Consider the following 17402-nt stretch of genomic DNA (forward strand, 5'->3'; position numbering starts at 1 on the left):
AGCAGCGGCATACATCGTCCTGATGCTTCGGGGGAATTTGAATTGAGATTTTTTTTGGCTGTTCCATTATTAATAATCGGGAGTTTTTTAATAAGTATAACCGTAGACAGTTTTGGCAGCACCGGCAATACTATCATGCATATGACTGGAGTGGCCATTAATTTATTTGCTGTCTTTTATATATGGAAAAGAAAGGCGAAGCTGGAGGGACAGGATGATAAGAAATAATATTCGGGCCATTGCGATCTGTGTGTTCAGAAAAGATGACTCGATACTTGTGGCTGAGGGGTTCGACAAAGTTAAGCGGGACTATTTCTATCGTCCGATTGGCGGAGGGATTGAGTTTGGCGAAAAAAGCACTGAAGCGCTGGAAAGAGAAGTGTTCGAGGAAATTGGGGCAAACGTTAGGAATCTCATTCATTTAGGCACCCTTGAAAATATCTTTACCTACAATGGGATTCCCCGCCATGAGTTCGTTTTTGTCTATGATGGGGAGTTTGTTGACGCATCCTTCTATCAAAAACCATCTTTTATGGGTCTTGAGGATAATGGGGAAGAGTTCAAGTTAATGTGGAAGCCCCTCAATGAGTTTCGGGATAAGGGATTAAGGCTCGTCCCTGAGGAACTATTAGCGCTGATGTAATAGATAGGGGGAGTAAGGTTGAAAAAGATGCTCTTTTTATTTTTTGCCTTGATGTTCTTAGCTGCCTGTTCGAAAGAAGTGAACACTTATGACTATCGATTTGTCGGGGAAAGCGACCATTGGGAAGCGGAATACGTTTTTAAAGGTACAGAGGAGTGGGGCGAAAAAAATGGAAGGCGCACATACTCTAACGAAAATAGTGATGAGTTTTTTCTGGAGTATAAAGGTCCTCTAGAAGAGCTTTCATCCCTGAAAAACCTTGAGTACTCTTATGAAGCTTCAGCAGGGAGCGGAAGCGGCGCAACAAAATTTGATGCACCGCCGACGGAGAAGGTTTTTAAAAGCGGCGTATCTTCAGAGAATACCGGCACAGTGAACGAGGATGATATTATCAAAGTTTATGTAAAATGGGATGATGCCGAGGAGACTTTTGAGTTGCACAGAGAAAAGCAGTAAACTTTTAAACTTGTAAAAGAGAGGTTCGGGTTAATGTCTGTAAAAAAACGGTTTTTCATTGGAATGGCCATTGCGGCGGTTTTCTCCTTCATTTGGCTTCTGCCTGCACGGGGGAGCGAGGCAAAAATTGCTGATGAGATAGCGAAAAAAACAAACGGAGTCAGTATAGACCATATCGAAATGATTGATAACCATCTATCCGTTGCTTTCCTGCACACTGCAGCAGGTGAGGAAAGGGAATTGTATTTAGAGAGGTCGTTATTTTCTTGGGAGGCCAAAAAAGAGTTTGCCTTTACACCGGAAGGAATACATGACCCGATCCACCTTGCCTTCTTCAATTCGCCATTTACAGGTGAAGAAGAATTCAACGCTGTGATTCTTCGGGTATTTGATAAAGAGATAGACCGTGTTGAGATAGTAAAGGGAAAGCAAACCCTTCACAGCTTCAAGCTTCTTACTAAAGCTGCGGATGAAAAGTTTGGACTATTCAGAACAGATAGCGATGAAATCTATGATGCTGAATATATTGCTTACAATGCAGAAGGTGAAGTGGTTTTTAAGAACAAGTTATCTTAGAAGCCTGTCCCTTTGTCCCAGAATGGAGGATCTAATCAATGAAGATGATTACTTTTGGAGAAAAAATTGAGCGAATTGAATATACGAGCAGGCCGGCTGTCTACGGACTGTTTTTTCACCCGGAGAATGGGAAAGTGGCTGTCATACAGACGGGTAATGGAAAGTATTTTCTTCCCGGCGGAGGAATTGAGACCAGGGAGACACATGAAGAATGTATGAAAAGAGAGGCTCTTGAAGAAATGGGGGCCGAGATTGAACTTGGTCCTTTTCTGGGGCACGCCAGAAGGTATTTTTACTCTACCAATGAATATAAATACTATTTGAGTGAAGGATATTTCTACTTATGTGAAATCGCCAAGCAAATAAGCCCGCCGCTGGAAGAGGACCATACCTTAATATGGCTGGATTCCTTGGATGCTGAAGCAGGTCTGTTTCATGAGCACCAGAGGTGGGCAGTGAAGGAAGCGTTGAAGAAAGTACATAGCCTAAGCAAGGGGGAAAGCAAATGATTTACCGAAGAAAAAGCTATAAAGTGGATGAAAGCATTGTAGATGATTTCAATCTTCATTTTAATCAGACGCTGCTGCCGGCCCAGCTGAAATACGGGTCAAGGCTGGTCGGAAGATGGATGGGACAGCCGGCAGAAGGGGCTGTCGAAATCTTTGCGATATGGCAATATGACAGCCATGAAGCATATGAAAATATTGAAAACAATGTGAGAAATGATAAAGAGCACGTCCAGCGTGTGCAGGATTGGTTTGAGAAAATGGGCGGCAGGGAGAATCTGGGCAGGATATTTTTTAAGGTGGATGAGGACTTTTTGGAGACTACGGTACCTGAAAGCAGCACGATTCTTTCATTATAGCAGTGAAAAAAGATCAAGTATCAGTTGCGAGGAGAAAAGGTGAACAATAAGGAGGCAGGCCCATTGAAAAAATTCTTTTTGTCATTGACCGGCGGAATCCTGCTTGGCGGCATCCTATCATACTTTTTCCTGGACTATGAGGACTCAAATTATGTTTTGCTGAACTATTATGGAGAAGATAAGAAGATAGTAAAAGAATGGGATTTTTAATTTATCTCCAATTCGGGCTTTATCATTATAGGATTGTCAGTTCTGATTTATTTAATATGGACGTATTTCGAGAGAAAATCTGATGGTGCTTGAGGTGTAATTAATCGTTTTTTCTAACCAGTGGGGTAAGCGGTGGAGCATTCCGCCGGGAAAACTGGCATCAGTGCTTACTGACATTGCAGGCTGGATCCCCTATGTTCTAGGAGTTGCGTTAATACCATCAGGCATCTTGATTTATTTATCAATAAAAATGATTGAAAAGGAGGGAGAAGGCAGTTGTTCCGGAACCTAATCCTCTTAATTGGTTTAACGCTTTTCACATCTGCGGGGTGCACTAACGGAGGAGAAAGCGCCGCGGTTTCCATTGACAGCATTGATGCCAAAGAGGTCTTAAGGCTGAATCCTGATGCTGATATTTTTCAGTATGAGGGTGTTATCTATCAAACGAATATAGATTGGGTTAATGAATTGTCTTTAAAAAAGGACGATCAAATTGGTGAAATACAATCCAGAAATGAGAAAGATACAGATTTTGAAAATGGAATGTCGAATAAGCTGCCTGTCGGAGTCAAAATTTTCTCTGCAAAGGAAAGAAGAGATATCTTACTTGTAGAGTCCGAGGGGAAGGTTTTGAAGTACCTTGCCATTGTTGAGGGATAATGGATGAGTTATGATGTACACTGAAGTCCATTTAGGATATTGCCAACCAGGCTTTTTTTGACTGTTCTGACTGCGAAAGTGCAGAAAGCAGGTGAAGTATGGCTGAATTAACCAGGCTGTCATTTTTATGCGTCGCCATCAATCTAATTTCAAATATACTGTTTTTCCTTATAGGGAGCTTAGGCGGATTCTTTACAATGCTATTAACTTTAAGCAATCTGGTATTGCCGGGTTTTCTGTCGTTTACAGGGGTTCTTTTAGGAATTGGGGCATTAGTGTTAAAAGAACCAATCATAAAATCCTTGCTGGCCATAGCAGCAAATATAGGGTATGTGCTGGTTTTCTTTTCTGTTTTTAAAAATTTTTAAAAGATTACAGGATGGGAAAATGATGTATTTTGTTGATGCCGATCAATAGGTATAGCAAAGATTAAGAGTTGGATGGCCTTCCGTTTACGTTTTCAGAAGCATAATTCTCCCTGCTCGAACACTGAATAATTTTCATATACAGAAAAAAACAGGCCCTACATATATAGGGCCTGTCTGTATTATCCGAAGATTAAGCTTTTTGAACGTTAGCTGCTTGAGGTCCGCGAGCACCTTGCTCAACGTCAAAAGTTACTTTTTGACCTTCGTCTAAAGATTTGAATCCTTCGCTTTGAATAGCTGAGAAGTGTACGAATACATCGTCTCCACCTTCGCGTTCGATGAAGCCAAAACCTTTTTCTGCATTAAACCATTTAACTGTACCTTGTTCCATTTTTGTTGCCTCCTAGTGCTGCCGCACAATGTATTACTATCCCTGCTCAAAGTATTTATATAGACGAAAAGTCATTAATTAACTTATACCGAACAAAAATAATTCTTTTTCATCATAACAGCAATCGGAAAAAATTGCAAATTATATTCTTGTTTTATTATGGCAATATTTGTTAAAGGATATTGGTATTAAATTTTTTCTTCTCATAGAAAATCTTGGAGAGAGTTTAGCTCGAAAAAGGGCCGGGTATATTTTTTTACGTTCCTCTTATCCCTGGGCAGCCATATTCGTACCTTCTTCATCTTCTGTTTTCTTACTTAAAAATACATATGTAATGGTTATTTTATAAAATTGGACAGCGGGGATATTTGATATTTAGTGAAAAAGGAAGTGGTCAAAGTTTGTGGAATTCAGAAAACCATGACACTTATCATGTATCGTACATGACAGCTGGGACTACCGGAATAATAAAACGTTTTCTATACTTAAATAAATAAATGAGTGAAGGAGAAGCTTTCAAAAATGAACGAACAAAACCCAAGGGCTTTGAGAAAGATGGTTACTCCTTATGAAAAGTCCGATTTACAAAAAAGTATTTGGCAGATTATTAACACATTGGTGCCATTTTTCGTGCTGTGGTACCTGGCATATAAGAGCTTATCGGTCTCTTATTTCCTTACATTAGCGATTTCTGTGGCTGCTGCAGGTTTTTTAGTGAGAATCTTCATTATCTTTCATGACTGCTGCCACTATTCCTTTTTCAAGAACAGAAAGGCCAATCGGATCCTTGGCACCATAACGGGGATTCTGACTCTTCATCCTTTCGACCAGTGGGCACACGACCATTCTGTCCATCATGCAACAAGCAGCAACCTGGACAAGCGCGGTACAGGCGATATTTGGGTACTGACTGTTGAGGAATATCTGGAAGCTTCAACTAAAACAAAAATAATGTACAGGCTTTACAGAAATCCGTTTGTTATGTTTATTCTCGGTCCGATTTACGTTTTTGGCATTACCAATCGTTTCAATCGCAAAGGTGCAAAGCGCAAAGAAAAGATGAATACGTATGTGACGAACCTCGGAATCGCCGCTGTGGCGGGACTTGTATGCTGGGCTATCGGCTGGCAGAATTTCCTGCTCGTTCAGGTGCCGACTTTCATGATTTCGGGTACTCTCGGAGTATGGCTGTTTTATATTCAGCACACATTTGAGGATTCTTATTTTGAAGAAAATGAGCATTGGGAATATGTAAAAGCAGCTGTTGAAGGAAGCTCATTTTACAAGCTTCCCAAAGTCATGCAGTGGCTGACAGGCAATATCGGTTTCCATCATGTCCACCACCTTAGCCCAAGAGTTCCAAACTACAAGCTTGAAGAGGTGCATAAAAACACTGAACCTCTCCAGCATGTTCCGACCATTACACTGGCAACAAGCCTGGCATCATTAAAGTTCCGTCTGTGGGATGAAGAGGGCAAGAAATTTGTTGGTTTTAGCCATTTGGGAAAAGCTGCTAAAACCCAGGAATCAGCACGGCTGGGATCTGATTAATTAGACCGGGCTGTCATGATAAGAGGTTTACAAAAAAGTGCCGACATGCGCAATGATTTGTGCAGTCAGCACTTTTTTTGTCTTAAAAAATGTACTTTATTATATTCAGGTACTCTATCGAATGATCTGTAACAAATGAGGTATGTATAGAAATGCAAATACATGGCGAATTTATTGGTAAAAAAGCAGTCAATCTATTAAAATAAACAGGCGTAAGAATAGCGGGGAGTGAACTTTATGACGTCTGCAAGGGAAAACGTAACGGTTAAGGTAAACAGTAATAAGTTTGTATGGGATTCCCAAAACGGTCTTTTTACCTTTGACGGTGCGCCAGCACTTTTATTTTGGGATTCAGCAATAGAATTATTCTTGAAAACAATTGAAGAAGTTTCTGGTGAAGATGTATCTAAAACGGTATATGAAGCAACAGGATATCGAATGGGCCATTTAGTAACCTCTTATTATACTGGCCGAAGGGACCTCGAACAGCTTCTTGAAGAATATGGCGATATTTACAGAAATGCCGGCTGGGGCAATGTCAAAATTGCTCACTACAATTATGAGGAAAAGAGAGCAATCGTTCAGCTGACTAACAGCTGGGAACATAGAATTTTTAATAATACAGACAAGGAAAAGGCCGGTGTATTACTGCCCAGCCACTGGGCGGGTATTTTTACAGGTCTGTTTGAACAAAAAGTCTGGTACAAAATCAACAAAAGCCAGCTGGATGGAAACGAGTATGACGAAATTGAAATATTTCCTTCAGATGTTACACCTTCAAAAAACATTTTCGAGTTAGCAAGACAAAGAGAGACAGAACATATTTTAGAGCTGGAGCAAAAAGTAAAAGAAAGAACCGAAGAACTTTCCACTCTTGTAAATGAATTATCCACTCCTATTATTCCGGTATTAAAAGGAATTGTTGTTGTTCCGCTTATAGGAAATTTTACCGATGAACGCTTATCTAACTTTATCGAACGTTCACTGCTTGAGTTCTCCAGACTGAAAGCCAATTACCTATTAATTGACCTGACAGGTCTGAAAGGGCTGGACAGCTACACAATAGATGGCATTCAAAAGCTGATTCTTTCTATCCGCTTAATAGGCGGAGAATGCTTCATCGTTGGCATTTCCGCGGACCAGGCAATACAAATATCGAATTCAAACATCCAATTAAGCCATGTACAAACCTTTTCTACATTACAGCACGGGGTGGAATATGCCATTGAGCAAAATGGCTACGAGATTAAAGAAAAGAAGGCATGATGTGCCTTCTTTTTGTGTTTCTTCGACGCAGTTCCGCCCTCTGTCGCTGCAGATCTATCCTATTAAAAGACTGCCCCCCAAAAATACCTGGCTGCATCATAAGAAATTCCTATGAGGAGCTATAAAATTATTTTAATTACTTTATGGAATGAACTCAGTTAGCATAGAAATCAATACAGACCTTAAAAGGAGGATAAGCAATGGAGGCAAAAATAAGGTTCAGAACCGCTGCTGAAGAAGATTTGGACAGCATTGTGGCCATGCTTGCTGATGATATTCTCGGGAGTACACGTGAAAAGTATGAGCATCCGCTTCCGCACAGCTACATAAAGGCATTTCAAGCTATCTCATCTGACCCCAATAACGAGCTGATAGTAGCATGCCGGGGAACCGAAGTCATTGGGGTTCAGCAAATAACATTCACTCCTTATCTCACACATCAAGGCGGATGGAGAGCCACGATTGAAGGGGTAAGAACAGCAGCATCAGTAAGAGGTATGGGAGTAGGATCTGAATTGATCAAATGGGCCATACAGCGTGCAGACGAACGCGGCTGCCATTTGGTACAGCTTACAACCGATAAGGAAAGGCCGGATGCACTGAGGTTTTATGAGCGGTTAGGTTTTAAAGCTACACATGAAGGATTGAAGCTGAGGCTTACTTAAAACAAGGCCTAAGGTCATTAAACTTAAAAACAGCGGCCATTCAGGCAGCTGTTTATTATTACAAAGCACTTATGGATTCCTAAAGTTATTCTCAATAAATCTCTCCTCATCCGAAGGTTTCAGCACCCTGTATGCTTTCCCAACCTGACCGGCATCAAGCTCCCAAAAATAATTATGATCCTCTATTATGTCTGTAAAATTGTCGTTTCTCCACTTTGCTGCTATCTCCAGCAGCGTTTTTTTTCTTTCAAAATCACTCGATTGCAGGATGCTATAGATTTCCTCAATATTCTCTTTGCTCATCTCGACAGCACCGGTCTTTTTTTCGGCCATGACTTTTTGATGCGTCATAAAGTGCATAGTATCCATGACTTCCTGTTCAGTAGAGCTTTGGTCTACTGGGAATGTTGTCGTTGCCCCTTCAACTTTGGCAACTTGTTCTGGAGCTGCGTCAGGATCCCAGGATTCTTCAAAGGGAGCAGATTCTGGTTGAGTTTGCTCTATGCTATCATCCTCATTCATTGTTTTCATGAAATTGACTGTTATAAAAAGAACCAGGAGCAAGGCGATGGCTGCCAATAAAATTAAGGTTTTTTTCATAGATAGCTCCCTTCCTTTTTTTTAACATTATACCATTTTTGGTTTCATTAAAATCTATTGATCGGCTGTTTAGTAATATTTGGTATAATAAACCAGTGAAGCATAGAAAGGGGAATCTATACTGCACATGTGGAATACCTTGAAATGATTTATAGAATTGGATAGAAACAGTGGGCGGTTCCTTTTTTGGGGATACGTTTATTTTTCTATCTAAAATAATTCAAGGGATACTTGGTGCGGCCAATTAGATTTACATTGCCATGCAAATATTGCGGGTGAAAATTGCATCTTTATTTGCACTTTCATTGCGTCCCTTACCAGGGAGGAATTTTAATGATGAATCAGGACAAAAACGAAGAGCTGCTGACGGGAGGAAATGTCTCGAACGTTTATCGTTCTAGAGATACGATCCGGCGGGAATTAAAGGCTGATAGTAAAAAAATCCATACGTTATTGCAGCATTTAGAAAATAAAGGGTTTGCCTTTGCGCCAAAGTTTCTGGGCATTGACGAAAAAAATAGAGAGATCCTTACATTTATTGAAGGAGAAGCCGGCCATTATCCTTTAAAAGAATATATGTGGTCTAATAATGCTTTAAAAGAGATTGCAGGAATGCTTCGGCTTTATCATGATGCCGTGAGCGGTTTTCCAATTGATGAGAGCTGGCAGCCGATTGATAATACCCCTCAGCCATTCGAAGTGGTGTGCCACAATGATTTTGCCGTCTATAACATAATTTTTAAACATGAAAAGCCAGCAGGGATTATTGATTTTGATCATGCTGCTCCAGGCCCGAGACTTTGGGATATAGCTTATGCTCTATACACGTGTGTTCCTTTAAGCAGACTCTATCATACGGAAACAGGTGAGGCAGTTTATTATGACCGTTCAAAGGATGCTGAACGCATAAAACAGAGGGTTGCATTATTCTTTCAATCCTATGATATGGAAGGATTGGAACAGGGTTATTTAGAGATGGTCCTGCTCCGGATCGAAGGATTATGCAAAACCATACGAAGGAAAGCCGGAGAGGGAGATAAGGCGTTTCAAAAAATGATTGAAGAAGGGCATCTTGAGCATTATCAGAAAGAGCTTCAATTCATTCGTGAACATGGTGAAGAGTGGATAATGTGAATAAAAAGCGCTAAGCCTAACGGTTTAGCGCTTTTTTACCGTTTATTTAATTACTGTCACAGCTTCAATAGAAATGAAACTTACCAGCTCCTTCGCACGTATATTGATTGCAAAGGCGGATAGAAAAATCACTGGGGAGATGCCAAATGACCATCTATAAAAATGAACATGGCAAACGCACGCTGGAGAAGGATTATGAAGAGTATATAGAAACTTTGGGTTTTGATGTGGAAAGGATGTATGTGAACACCAGCTATGGAAGGACGCATGTTCTTGCAGCAGGGCCAAAGGACGCTAAGCCTGTTTTTATTTTTCAGGGAGGCAATTGCATCAATCCGATGACACTGTCGTGGTTCTCCTCATTAGCAGAACGCTATAGGATTTATGCACCTGATACAATCGGTCATCCGGGATTCAGTGAAGAGGCAAGGGTTTCAGCCCAGGATGCCAGTTTTCCGGAATGGGCAAAACAGCTGATGGCCCATTTTCAAATCAGAAGCTGTGCATTTATCGGCCCTTCTTATGGCGGAGGAATCATTATGAGGATGGCGGCCTATATGCCAGACCTGATTGATTGCGCGGTGCTGGTGTCGCCGGCAGGGATCAGTCTTGGATCCAAGACCAGGATGATTAAAGATATTCTACTGCCGATGGTCGCTTATAAGGCCTTTTCTTCAGAAAAACATCTGGATAAACTCACTGGTATTATGTCTGGCGGTTCTATGAAAGTCCGGGATAAAGAGATTATCGGCAATGTGTTTAAATACGTGAAGCTCGAACAGGATATGCCTAAGATAACAGAGCGTCATGAATTGGCGGGATATCAGGCGCCAACATTGGTCATAGCCGGCAAACAGGATGTCTTTTTTCCCGAGCAGAAGCTGAACCGGGCAGCAAAGGAAATCATCCCAAACCTGACGGACTTTAAGGCATATGAAATGGGACATTTTCCTTCTGATGAATATTTGATTAAGATCAATGAGGATATTACAGCGTTTTTGAATGCTCATTATTAGGAGCCAGGGGGACAGGTCCCTTGGCTCATTTTCTCCTTGCTCCAATCTGATAGGGTAATTAAGAAATATCTGTTTTTATGTGGAGGTCTGGGGATAAAATGATAGGGTACCTTTTTCGCGCTTAACGTGAAAAGATTGACATTGTCTAGTTTCAGGCGGCTATTTTATAATAGAGTAAAGGGAGGTGAGAAAATGATGGAAGAAAGATTTGACCGAATTGAAGGAATGCTGACGCAGCTGCTTACAAAGGCAGCCAATATGCAAACCGTTCAACAGGAGCACAGCAGGAAATTTGAGTCAATTAAAAAGAAGTTTGATTCAATTGACGAGAAATTTGACTCAATTGAAAAGAAGTTTGATTCAATTGAAAAGAAGTTTGATTCAATTGAAAAGAAGTTTGATTCCATTGATAGACGTTTTGATGTCATTGAAGCAAGAATGGATAGCACTGATGCAAAAATTGATGGTCACCATAAAGAAGTATTGGACCGATTCAATGGATTAGAGCTGGATCAGGACTTTATTTGGGAAAAAGCTGCACGTAATGAAAGAGAACTGGAGCTTATTAAAAGGAGACTTTCTTTATAATCTCTATTCGACACTTTCTTTACCCTCAATAATTAAAATTCTCTTCATAAGCAATACTCCTCTGTTTTGTTTCACTGAAATATATTCCTCTACACTAAACTATCAACACAGCCAATAAAAAACTGCGGGGCTTTAATTGAATATAAAGTTTAATACTAGTCTAAAAAAAACTCCGCCTGGCTGATGGCAGCAAGCGGAGTTTTTGTGATTGGATTTTGAGCCAAGGGGTCAGACCCCATGGCTCCTTAATTCTGGGCCAGGGGGTCAGACCCCATGGCTCCTTAATTCTGGGCCAGGGGGTCTGACCCCATGGCTCACCCCTTGGCTCGATAAACAAAATAATCAAAATCTGCATGAAGCCTCTGCCCGGATGTGTCCTGACATTGCATGCCTACGAATGCGCCGGTGAAGAAGCCGCCTCCGTTGATGTAGTCGTCTGAGAGTTTGTAGGACTCCAGGGTGACTGGGATTTCGGTCCAGCTGTTTCCGTCGAATGAATAGGAATAGCGGTAAGTGTTAGTGCTTACATTTACGCGCAGGTAAACATAGTCTGCTTCGTCCGGAACGGTGATCGGGCTGTCCTGGAGCGGCTGGCTGAATGTGAAGTTGTCGCAGACCGTCAAGTCGAGGATGCGGCCTTTCTCTTCATGCCAGGTGATCTGCAGGGCGGTCCAGTTCTGAGTATTATAGTAGTTTACAAGTCCGGCAGCCTGCTGGAATGTGTCAGGATTGAAGGCCACTTTTGTTTCGGCCGTAAAGTTGAAATGCTGCCAGCGCCTCGCAATATGTGCTTGCGTAAATTTAGAAGTTAGAGATTCCCTTCCATAAAGTCGCAGATGCCCAGGGTTGTCTTTTAATGAAACGATATCTTCTCCGAGCGGGATCCTTAGTGACTGGAAATGAAGATTCAAAGTTTCAGAGCTGAAATCATCTTTCTCATCAAAATCCTTCTCCCACTTGACTTCCTCTATGGCCGGTCCTTCGATTTCGACGGATGGCTGGTTGCCTCCAACCACATATGGCCAGTCATTTTTCCATTCGAGACGCTGGATGGCAGTCTCCCTGCCCAGAGGACAATAGCCGCGCGGATCGAGAAGCGCTTTGTTTTCCTGCGGCAATGGGCGGCCGGTCAGGTGCACAAGGAACCATTCGTCCGTATGCGTCTTTACGATCGAAGCATGTCCGGCTTTCTGCAGCGGATTCCTTGGGTAAGGGAATGACGTGATCAGCGGATTGTCAGGATGCACTTCATATGGCCCCCACAAATCTTTTGAGCGGGCGATGGTTGCCTGGTGATCGTATTTTGTTCCTCCTTCGGCTGTGAGGAGATAATAATAGCCGTTCATCTTATAAAGGTGAGGCGCTTCAGTCAGTTTAATATCGGTGCCTTTGAAAATGACCTCTTTTTTGCCGACCAGCTTCTGCTCCTCTACACTGAATTCCTGCAGGACGATACCATAGAAGTTATGGTTGCCGACCCGGTGATCCCACATCATATTGACGAAGTATTTCTTTCCGTCCTCATCATGGAATAAAGAAGGATCAAAGCCGGAGCTGTTCATGTAGACAGGCTCAGACCATTCTCCATCAATCTTGTCGCAGGTGACGAGGTAGTTGTGGCTGTCTTTCCATTGTCCGTCGACGACTTTGACATCTGTGTAGATCAGCCAGAATTTATCATCATGGTAAGAGAGTGCAGGGGCCCAGATGCCGCCTGAGTCAGGATTGCCCAGCATATTCAATTGGCTGAGGCGGTTGAGCGGGCGGGAGATGAGCCGCCAATTCTTTAGGTCCTTGGAATGATAGATCCCGACGCCAGGGAACCATTCAAACGTAGAAACGGCAATATAATAATCTTCGCCTGCACGGCAAATGCTTGGATCAGGGTTAAAGCCTGTTAAAATCGGATTTTGAATGATTGTCATTGTACAGCACCTCTCCTGGATATAATGTTAGGCTTCCTGGATATCGATGGTCAGGAAGTTTTCGCTCGCATAAGCGGCCGCCCCGAATGCAGCAGCATGGGTGGATAACTGGGAAAAATCAATCTTTAGATCCTTTTTGTGTGTAGAAAGCGCATGGACCAGCTTCTTCTTCACCGGTTCCTCCAGCCACTTGGAAGAAGAGGCGAGGCGGTTGCCGATGATGACCTGCTCAGGGTTAAAGATATTGATGATGTTATTGATTCCGACCCCGATATAGCCGCCGATCTCTTCAAAAATGTGAATGACGCCGGCATCCCCGTTTTCAGCCAGTTCATTCAGGCTTTCAAGTGAAAGCTTCTGCCCATCCTCCGGCTGGATCTCATTCCTTGCCGCAGATTCGACCAATGCTTTTTCAGAAGCATAAAGCTCCCAGCAGCCCTGGTTGCCGCAGCGGCATACAGGTCCGTCTGTTTCAATGGTCATATGGCCAAGCTCACCGGAGAATCCATTGTTTCCTTTATAAAGCTCTCCGTTTAAAATGAGGCCGACACCGATGCCGATGCCGATGCTTACATAGATGATATTATTGGCTTCCTGTCCTGCACCGAATTTTTTCTCTCCATATGCCCCTGCATTAGCTTCATTTTCAATCAGGATGGGAACATTGTACTTCTCTGTCATCACTGATTTCAGGTCGATATTCCGCCAATTCAGGTTGGGGGCAAGAAGGATTTCGCCTTCCGTGCTGACGGTGCCAGGCACGCCGATGCCGATCCCGACCAGTCCGTAGCGGCTTTTCGGCATGGAACCGATCAGGGTATCGACAATTTTAAATAGCTCTTCTTTGATTTCTTCAAAGGTCAGGTCATTGAACTTAATCAGTTCCTCGCTGCAGATTTTTCCCTGAAGATCGGTCAGGATCCCAAGAATATAGTTGACGCCGATATCAATGCCGATGGAATAGCCGGCAACCTGGTTGAAGAGCAGCATAACAGGCCTGCGCCCGCCGCTTGAAACACCTGGACCTGATTCAAGGATAAGGCCTTCACTGAGCAGCTCGCTCACCTGGGAGGAGACAGTCCCCTTATTCAATCCGGTCAGGTTGGCGATATCCGCCCTTGAAATAGGGGTGTACTCCTGGATGGTCTGCAGTACTAACGACTTATTGCCTTTTTTTACAACATGCTGGTTGTAGGTCTGGGTCAGCCTCATTTTTAAAAGCTCCATTTCGTTTTGTTTTCCTAAGTGTACCATTTTCATTTTATATTATAAACTTAGTTTATCCGCTAGACAAACATTCTTTGAGATGGTAATCTATGTTTAGTAACAAATCTCGGTTTCAAAATAAAGAATATTGGGGGTATTTAGTTTGAGAAAGAAGAAAGCGATTACAACAGTCTTTGCCATTTTTTCCTCCCTTGCCCTGATTACAGGCTGTTCAGGCTCCGACGAAAAAGCGAGCGGCGGCTCCGGTGATGAGAAAACAATTGAATTCATGCACCTTTGGCCTGAAGGAAGCTCTAAGCTGCACAACGAAATTGTAAGCGGAATCATTGAGGATTTTGAGAGCGAGCATCCGGATGTGAAAGTGGACCTGGAAGTGCTGAGCAATGAGCAATATAAAGATAAGCTGAAAGTATTATCCACTTCTAACCAATTGCCGGATGTAGGACTGACATGGGCTGCAGGATTCCTGGACCCTTATGTGAGCGGAAAAAAATTTACCCCGCTGGATGACCTTCTTGAAGGAGATTTAAAAGATAAATTTGTATCCGGCACAGCAGAAGCATATGAAGTCGATGGAAGCACATATGGACTGCCGCTTGAATTGAACATTGCAACAGTATTTTACAATAAAGCTATTTTTGAAAAGTATGGGCTGGAAGCGCCTAAAACTTATGAAGAGTTTCAAAATGTAGTAGAAACATTGGATAAAAACGGCGTTGCTCCGATTGCGCTTGGAAACAAAGACCGCTGGACCGGGTCTCTATGGTATATGTATCTGGCTGACCGGATCGGCGGCGGAGATGTCCTGACAAAAGCGATCGACCGCAGCGGTTCATTTGAAGACCCTGCCCTGGTTTCGGCTGCTGAAAAGGTGCAGGAGCTGGTTGACATGAATGCATTTGTCAAAGGCTTCAACGGACTTGCCGATGAAGAAGCGAAGAGCATGTTCATGAACGAACAGGCAGCTATGTACCTGATTGCCACATGGGATCTGCCGAATTACACAACCAATGAAGACGTTCCTCAGGAATTCAGGGATTCGGTCGGCTATTTCAACTTCCCGACTGTCGATGGAAAAGGTGACATGGACAGCTTTGTCGGCGGTCCTGGAGTAGGATTATTCGTTGCAGAGGATTCCGATGTGAAGGAAGAAGCAAAGGAATTTGCATCCTACTTCATTCAGCAGTGGGGGGAAAAGTCAGTGACGGATGCAGGCGTCATCCCGGCAACAAAAGTGGATGCGGCGTCACTTGATCTTCCTGATATGTATGTCGATGTCCTGGAAGACCTGAACTCTGCCAGCAATATCACGCTTTTTGCAGATGTGCAGATGAGCGCAGATACAGCCCAGGTGCATTTAGATATGATTCAGTCGCTGTTTGGAAAAGAAGTGTCTCCTGAAGAATTTGCCAAGGCGCACGAAGAAGCGCTGTCCAAAGAATAAGAGTTCACGGAACACTAGTAATCAACTAAAGAAAAGGACATACCCTTTGCCGGATTGTCCTTTTCATTTTTAAATATGGGGTTGAATGTGATGAATAAAGTAATGTCAAACAAGTGGATTATCGCATTATACGTTCTCCCTGCACTCCTTCTGATTGGTATCCTCATCTTCATCCCTCTGATCTTGACCGGTTATTACGGCCTGATGGACTGGGATGGCATCGGAGCTATGGAGTTCATAGGGCTGGAAAACTATATCAATGCCATCCAGGATGGGAAGTTTTGGGACAGTGCCTACCATTCTTTCCTGCTGGCCGTATTTTCAACGCTGAGCCTGATCATCTATCTGGCCATTTCAATGATATTGGCATCCCGGATCAAAGGGGCAGATTTGCTGAGAAAAATCTATCTGATTCCGATGCTGCTGTCTTCTGTAGCGATTGCACAGCTGTGGATCAAGGTGTTCAACCCGACCAACGGAATGCTCAACAGCATCCTGATGGCCTTCGGTGTGGAAGATCCTCCAGCATGGCTGGCAGAGCCGTCAATCGTTCTTTATGCGATTTTTATTCCTATCTTGTGGCAATACGCAGGGTTTTACATTTTGATTTACTATGCAGCACTCAAAAACATTCCGGAATCATTGGTTGAGGCAGCAAGGATCGATGGGGCCACACCGCTCCAGATCGCCTGGAAAATCAAGCTCCCATTGATCATGGGTGTTGTGAAAGTGACGATTGTGCTGGCTGTGGTCGGGTCACTGAAATATTTCGACCTGATTTATGTAATGACCGGCGGCGGCCCAAATGGCGCCAGCGAGGTTATGGCATCTTATATGTATAAACTGGCTTTCTCAAGCAATGACTTCGGATACGGCAGCGCCATCGGCTTCCTGCTCCTGATCATTACGCTGATTGTGACAGTGATTGTGCGCAAGGCAACAGCTACCAAAGAAGAAATTCAATATTAAGCGGGGGTTGTACAATGAAACGAGCAGGTTACTTCATACTCTATCTTTGCCTGGCAATCGTAGCCATCTTTCAGGTCTTCCCGGTCATTTGGCTGTTCCTGTTTTCTTTAAAAAATAACCAGGAAATCTTCTCGAAATCCCCTTTCTCGCTGCCAACTGAATTCAGGTGGGAGAACTACACCAAGGTGTGGGAAGGCGGCATCGGGATTTATTTCTGGAACAGCATCTGGATTACAGGCGTGGCCATCCTCTTGACCGTACTCCTGGCGAGCATGGCGACATTTGCCATTACAAGAATGCAGTGGAAGCTGAGCAAATTGGTGCTTGGGCTGTTCATGGTCGGACTTATGATCCCGATCCATTCAGCAATCATCCCGCTGTTCAGCATGTTCTTAAATGTAAATCTGATTGACAATCCATGGTCAATCGTCATTACGTATACGGCTTATAATCTGCCGATTACAATGATGATCCTTCTCGGCTTTTATTACACTTTGCCACGGGAAATTGAAGAGGCGGCCATCATGGACGGCTGTTCAGTCCACAGGATGTTTTTCAAAATCATCCTGCCTATGACGATCCCGATCATGTCGACCACTGTGATCATCAATATGATCTATAACTGGAATGAGTTTGTTTTCGTCAATACCTTTATCAGCTCTGATCAGTATAAAACCCTTACGGTCGGAATCCAGAATTTCATCGGCCAGTATATGACTGATTGGGGCGCGATCGGCGCAACACTCATTATCAGTGTGCTTCCGATCCTGCTGGCGTTTCTTTTCTTCAGCAATAAAGTTGTTGAAGGGATCTCCTCAAGTGCAGTTAAAGGATAATAGAAAAAAAAA

Annotated in this window: 21 protein-coding genes; 17 read left to right on the top strand and 4 right to left on the bottom strand. The window is 43.0% G+C overall.

The features are described 5' to 3' along the window. Window positions 1-214: 214 nt before the first annotated feature. The 8 genes from LCM00_RS18710 to LCM00_RS18745 all read left to right on the top strand — a co-directional run bounded on the left by LCM00_RS18710 (window position 215) and on the right by LCM00_RS18745 (window position 3778). On the top strand, window positions 215-643 hold the full coding sequence (locus LCM00_RS18710; protein WP_224904924.1) for an NUDIX hydrolase: 429 nt from the start codon (window positions 215-217) through the stop codon (window positions 641-643). Window positions 644-670: 27 nt separating this feature from the next. Beyond that, window positions 671-1099 carry a hypothetical protein gene (locus LCM00_RS18715; protein WP_224905006.1) on the top strand — a complete coding sequence of 143 codons (429 nt, stop codon included), beginning with the start codon at window positions 671-673 and terminating at the stop codon, window positions 1097-1099. A gap of 33 nt (window positions 1100-1132) precedes the next feature. Next, entirely contained in the window at window positions 1133-1675 is a 543-nt protein-coding gene (locus LCM00_RS18720; RefSeq protein ID WP_224904926.1) for a hypothetical protein, read from the top strand. Window positions 1676-1713: 38 nt separating this feature from the next. Next, complete coding sequence (locus LCM00_RS18725) at window positions 1714-2184, top strand: NUDIX hydrolase (protein WP_224904928.1); 471 nt, start codon at window positions 1714-1716, stop codon at window positions 2182-2184. Then, window positions 2181-2540: an NIPSNAP family protein gene (locus LCM00_RS18730; RefSeq protein WP_224904930.1), complete on the top strand. Its 360-nt coding sequence runs from the start codon at window positions 2181-2183 to the stop codon at window positions 2538-2540. The genes LCM00_RS18725 and LCM00_RS18730 overlap by 4 nt, the downstream gene beginning before the upstream one ends. Window positions 2541-2603: 63 nt before the next feature. Beyond that, window positions 2604-2750: a hypothetical protein gene (locus LCM00_RS18735; RefSeq protein WP_224904932.1), complete on the top strand. Its 147-nt coding sequence runs from the start codon at window positions 2604-2606 to the stop codon at window positions 2748-2750. A gap of 276 nt (window positions 2751-3026) precedes the next feature. Beyond that, window positions 3027-3410, top strand: a complete 384-nt coding sequence (locus LCM00_RS18740; RefSeq protein ID WP_224904933.1) for a hypothetical protein — start codon at window positions 3027-3029, stop codon at window positions 3408-3410. Window positions 3411-3508: 98 nt separating this feature from the next. After that, window positions 3509-3778 (top strand): hypothetical protein, encoded by a 270-nt coding sequence (locus LCM00_RS18745; protein WP_224904935.1) that lies wholly within the window; start codon window positions 3509-3511, stop codon window positions 3776-3778. A 190-nt stretch (window positions 3779-3968) separates the two neighbouring features. On the opposite strand, the gene LCM00_RS18750 is transcribed toward LCM00_RS18745, so the two are convergent. Then, a complete protein-coding gene (locus LCM00_RS18750) occupies window positions 3969-4169 on the bottom strand; it encodes a cold-shock protein (protein ID WP_009791915.1) in 201 nt (66 codons plus the stop codon). 522 nt (window positions 4170-4691) lie between these two features. Here LCM00_RS18750 and LCM00_RS18755 point away from each other — a divergent pair. From LCM00_RS18755 to LCM00_RS18765, 3 genes are all read left to right on the top strand, one after another. After that, entirely contained in the window at window positions 4692-5720 is a 1029-nt protein-coding gene (locus tag LCM00_RS18755) for a fatty acid desaturase (RefSeq protein WP_224904937.1), read from the top strand. Between the two features lie 237 nt (window positions 5721-5957). After that, window positions 5958-6986, top strand: a complete 1029-nt coding sequence (locus LCM00_RS18760; RefSeq protein WP_224904939.1) for an STAS domain-containing protein — start codon at window positions 5958-5960, stop codon at window positions 6984-6986. Window positions 6987-7186: 200 nt separating this feature from the next. Continuing rightward, a complete protein-coding gene (locus LCM00_RS18765; protein ID WP_224904941.1) occupies window positions 7187-7651 on the top strand; it encodes a GNAT family N-acetyltransferase in 465 nt (154 codons plus the stop codon). A 69-nt stretch (window positions 7652-7720) separates the two neighbouring features. Here LCM00_RS18765 and LCM00_RS18770 read toward each other — a convergent pair whose 3' ends face one another. After that, window positions 7721-8251 (bottom strand): DUF6241 domain-containing protein, encoded by a 531-nt coding sequence (locus tag LCM00_RS18770; protein ID WP_224904943.1) that lies wholly within the window; start codon window positions 8249-8251, stop codon window positions 7721-7723. A 333-nt stretch (window positions 8252-8584) separates the two neighbouring features. On the opposite strand from LCM00_RS18770, the gene LCM00_RS18775 reads away from it, so the two are divergent. The 3 genes from LCM00_RS18775 to LCM00_RS18785 all read left to right on the top strand — a co-directional run bounded on the left by LCM00_RS18775 (window position 8585) and on the right by LCM00_RS18785 (window position 10989). Then, window positions 8585-9385 (top strand): phosphotransferase, encoded by an 801-nt coding sequence (locus LCM00_RS18775; RefSeq protein ID WP_224904946.1) that lies wholly within the window; start codon window positions 8585-8587, stop codon window positions 9383-9385. A 146-nt stretch (window positions 9386-9531) separates the two neighbouring features. Then, a complete protein-coding gene (locus tag LCM00_RS18780) occupies window positions 9532-10401 on the top strand; it encodes an alpha/beta fold hydrolase (protein ID WP_224904948.1) in 870 nt (289 codons plus the stop codon). A 192-nt stretch (window positions 10402-10593) separates the two neighbouring features. Next, entirely contained in the window at window positions 10594-10989 is a 396-nt protein-coding gene (locus LCM00_RS18785; protein WP_224904950.1) for a hypothetical protein, read from the top strand. A gap of 314 nt (window positions 10990-11303) precedes the next feature. On the opposite strand, the gene LCM00_RS18790 is transcribed toward LCM00_RS18785, so the two are convergent. Continuing rightward, a complete protein-coding gene (locus tag LCM00_RS18790) occupies window positions 11304-12914 on the bottom strand; it encodes a glycoside hydrolase family 43 protein (protein ID WP_224904952.1) in 1611 nt (536 codons plus the stop codon). A gap of 27 nt (window positions 12915-12941) precedes the next feature. After that, on the bottom strand, window positions 12942-14141 hold the full coding sequence (locus tag LCM00_RS18795) for an ROK family transcriptional regulator (RefSeq protein WP_224904955.1): 1200 nt from the start codon (window positions 14139-14141) through the stop codon (window positions 12942-12944). A 142-nt stretch (window positions 14142-14283) separates the two neighbouring features. On the opposite strand from LCM00_RS18795, the gene LCM00_RS18800 reads away from it, so the two are divergent. The 3 genes from LCM00_RS18800 (at window position 14284) to LCM00_RS18810 (ending at window position 17390) form a co-directional block, all read left to right on the top strand. Beyond that, the gene (locus tag LCM00_RS18800) at window positions 14284-15585 is read left to right on the top strand and encodes an extracellular solute-binding protein (protein WP_224904956.1); all 1302 of its coding nucleotides are present in this window, start codon (window positions 14284-14286) and stop codon (window positions 15583-15585) included. 90 nt (window positions 15586-15675) lie between these two features. Then, complete coding sequence (locus tag LCM00_RS18805; protein ID WP_224904957.1) at window positions 15676-16554, top strand: carbohydrate ABC transporter permease; 879 nt, start codon at window positions 15676-15678, stop codon at window positions 16552-16554. A 14-nt stretch (window positions 16555-16568) separates the two neighbouring features. Further along, window positions 16569-17390, top strand: a complete 822-nt coding sequence (locus LCM00_RS18810) for a carbohydrate ABC transporter permease (protein WP_224904958.1) — start codon at window positions 16569-16571, stop codon at window positions 17388-17390. Window positions 17391-17402 lie beyond the last annotated feature (12 nt).

This window comes from Bacillus infantis (genome assembly GCF_020171945.1).
In the GTDB taxonomy this organism is placed as follows: domain Bacteria; phylum Bacillota; class Bacilli; order Bacillales; family Cytobacillaceae; genus Bacillus_AB; species Bacillus_AB infantis_A.

What these genes read in the sequence shown, in the direction of transcription:
- LCM00_RS18810 (WP_224904958.1), top strand. Translation starts at nt 16,569, where the DNA reads ATGAAACGAGCAGGTTACTTCATACTCTATCTTTGCCTGGCAATCGTA.
- LCM00_RS18760 (WP_224904939.1), top strand. Translation starts at nt 5,958, where the DNA reads ATGACGTCTGCAAGGGAAAACGTAACGGTTAAGGTAAACAGTAATAAG.
- LCM00_RS18775 (WP_224904946.1), top strand. Translation starts at nt 8,585, where the DNA reads ATGATGAATCAGGACAAAAACGAAGAGCTGCTGACGGGAGGAAATGTC.
- LCM00_RS18745 (WP_224904935.1), top strand. Translation starts at nt 3,509, where the DNA reads ATGGCTGAATTAACCAGGCTGTCATTTTTATGCGTCGCCATCAATCTA.
- LCM00_RS18765 (WP_224904941.1), top strand. Translation starts at nt 7,187, where the DNA reads ATGGAGGCAAAAATAAGGTTCAGAACCGCTGCTGAAGAAGATTTGGAC.
- LCM00_RS18755 (WP_224904937.1), top strand. Translation starts at nt 4,692, where the DNA reads ATGAACGAACAAAACCCAAGGGCTTTGAGAAAGATGGTTACTCCTTAT.
- LCM00_RS18785 (WP_224904950.1), top strand. Translation starts at nt 10,594, where the DNA reads ATGATGGAAGAAAGATTTGACCGAATTGAAGGAATGCTGACGCAGCTG.
- LCM00_RS18790 (WP_224904952.1), bottom strand. Translation starts at nt 12,914, where the DNA reads ATGACAATCATTCAAAATCCGATTTTAACAGGCTTTAACCCTGATCCA.
- LCM00_RS18750 (WP_009791915.1), bottom strand. Translation starts at nt 4,169, where the DNA reads ATGGAACAAGGTACAGTTAAATGGTTTAATGCAGAAAAAGGTTTTGGC.
- LCM00_RS18730 (WP_224904930.1), top strand. Translation starts at nt 2,181, where the DNA reads ATGATTTACCGAAGAAAAAGCTATAAAGTGGATGAAAGCATTGTAGAT.
- LCM00_RS18805 (WP_224904957.1), top strand. Translation starts at nt 15,676, where the DNA reads ATGAATAAAGTAATGTCAAACAAGTGGATTATCGCATTATACGTTCTC.
- LCM00_RS18725 (WP_224904928.1), top strand. Translation starts at nt 1,714, where the DNA reads ATGAAGATGATTACTTTTGGAGAAAAAATTGAGCGAATTGAATATACG.
- LCM00_RS18715 (WP_224905006.1), top strand. Translation starts at nt 671, where the DNA reads ATGCTCTTTTTATTTTTTGCCTTGATGTTCTTAGCTGCCTGTTCGAAA.
- LCM00_RS18710 (WP_224904924.1), top strand. Translation starts at nt 215, where the DNA reads ATGATAAGAAATAATATTCGGGCCATTGCGATCTGTGTGTTCAGAAAA.
- LCM00_RS18780 (WP_224904948.1), top strand. Translation starts at nt 9,532, where the DNA reads ATGACCATCTATAAAAATGAACATGGCAAACGCACGCTGGAGAAGGAT.
- LCM00_RS18770 (WP_224904943.1), bottom strand. Translation starts at nt 8,251, where the DNA reads ATGAAAAAAACCTTAATTTTATTGGCAGCCATCGCCTTGCTCCTGGTT.
- LCM00_RS18720 (WP_224904926.1), top strand. Translation starts at nt 1,133, where the DNA reads ATGTCTGTAAAAAAACGGTTTTTCATTGGAATGGCCATTGCGGCGGTT.
- LCM00_RS18795 (WP_224904955.1), bottom strand. Translation starts at nt 14,141, where the DNA reads ATGGAGCTTTTAAAAATGAGGCTGACCCAGACCTACAACCAGCATGTT.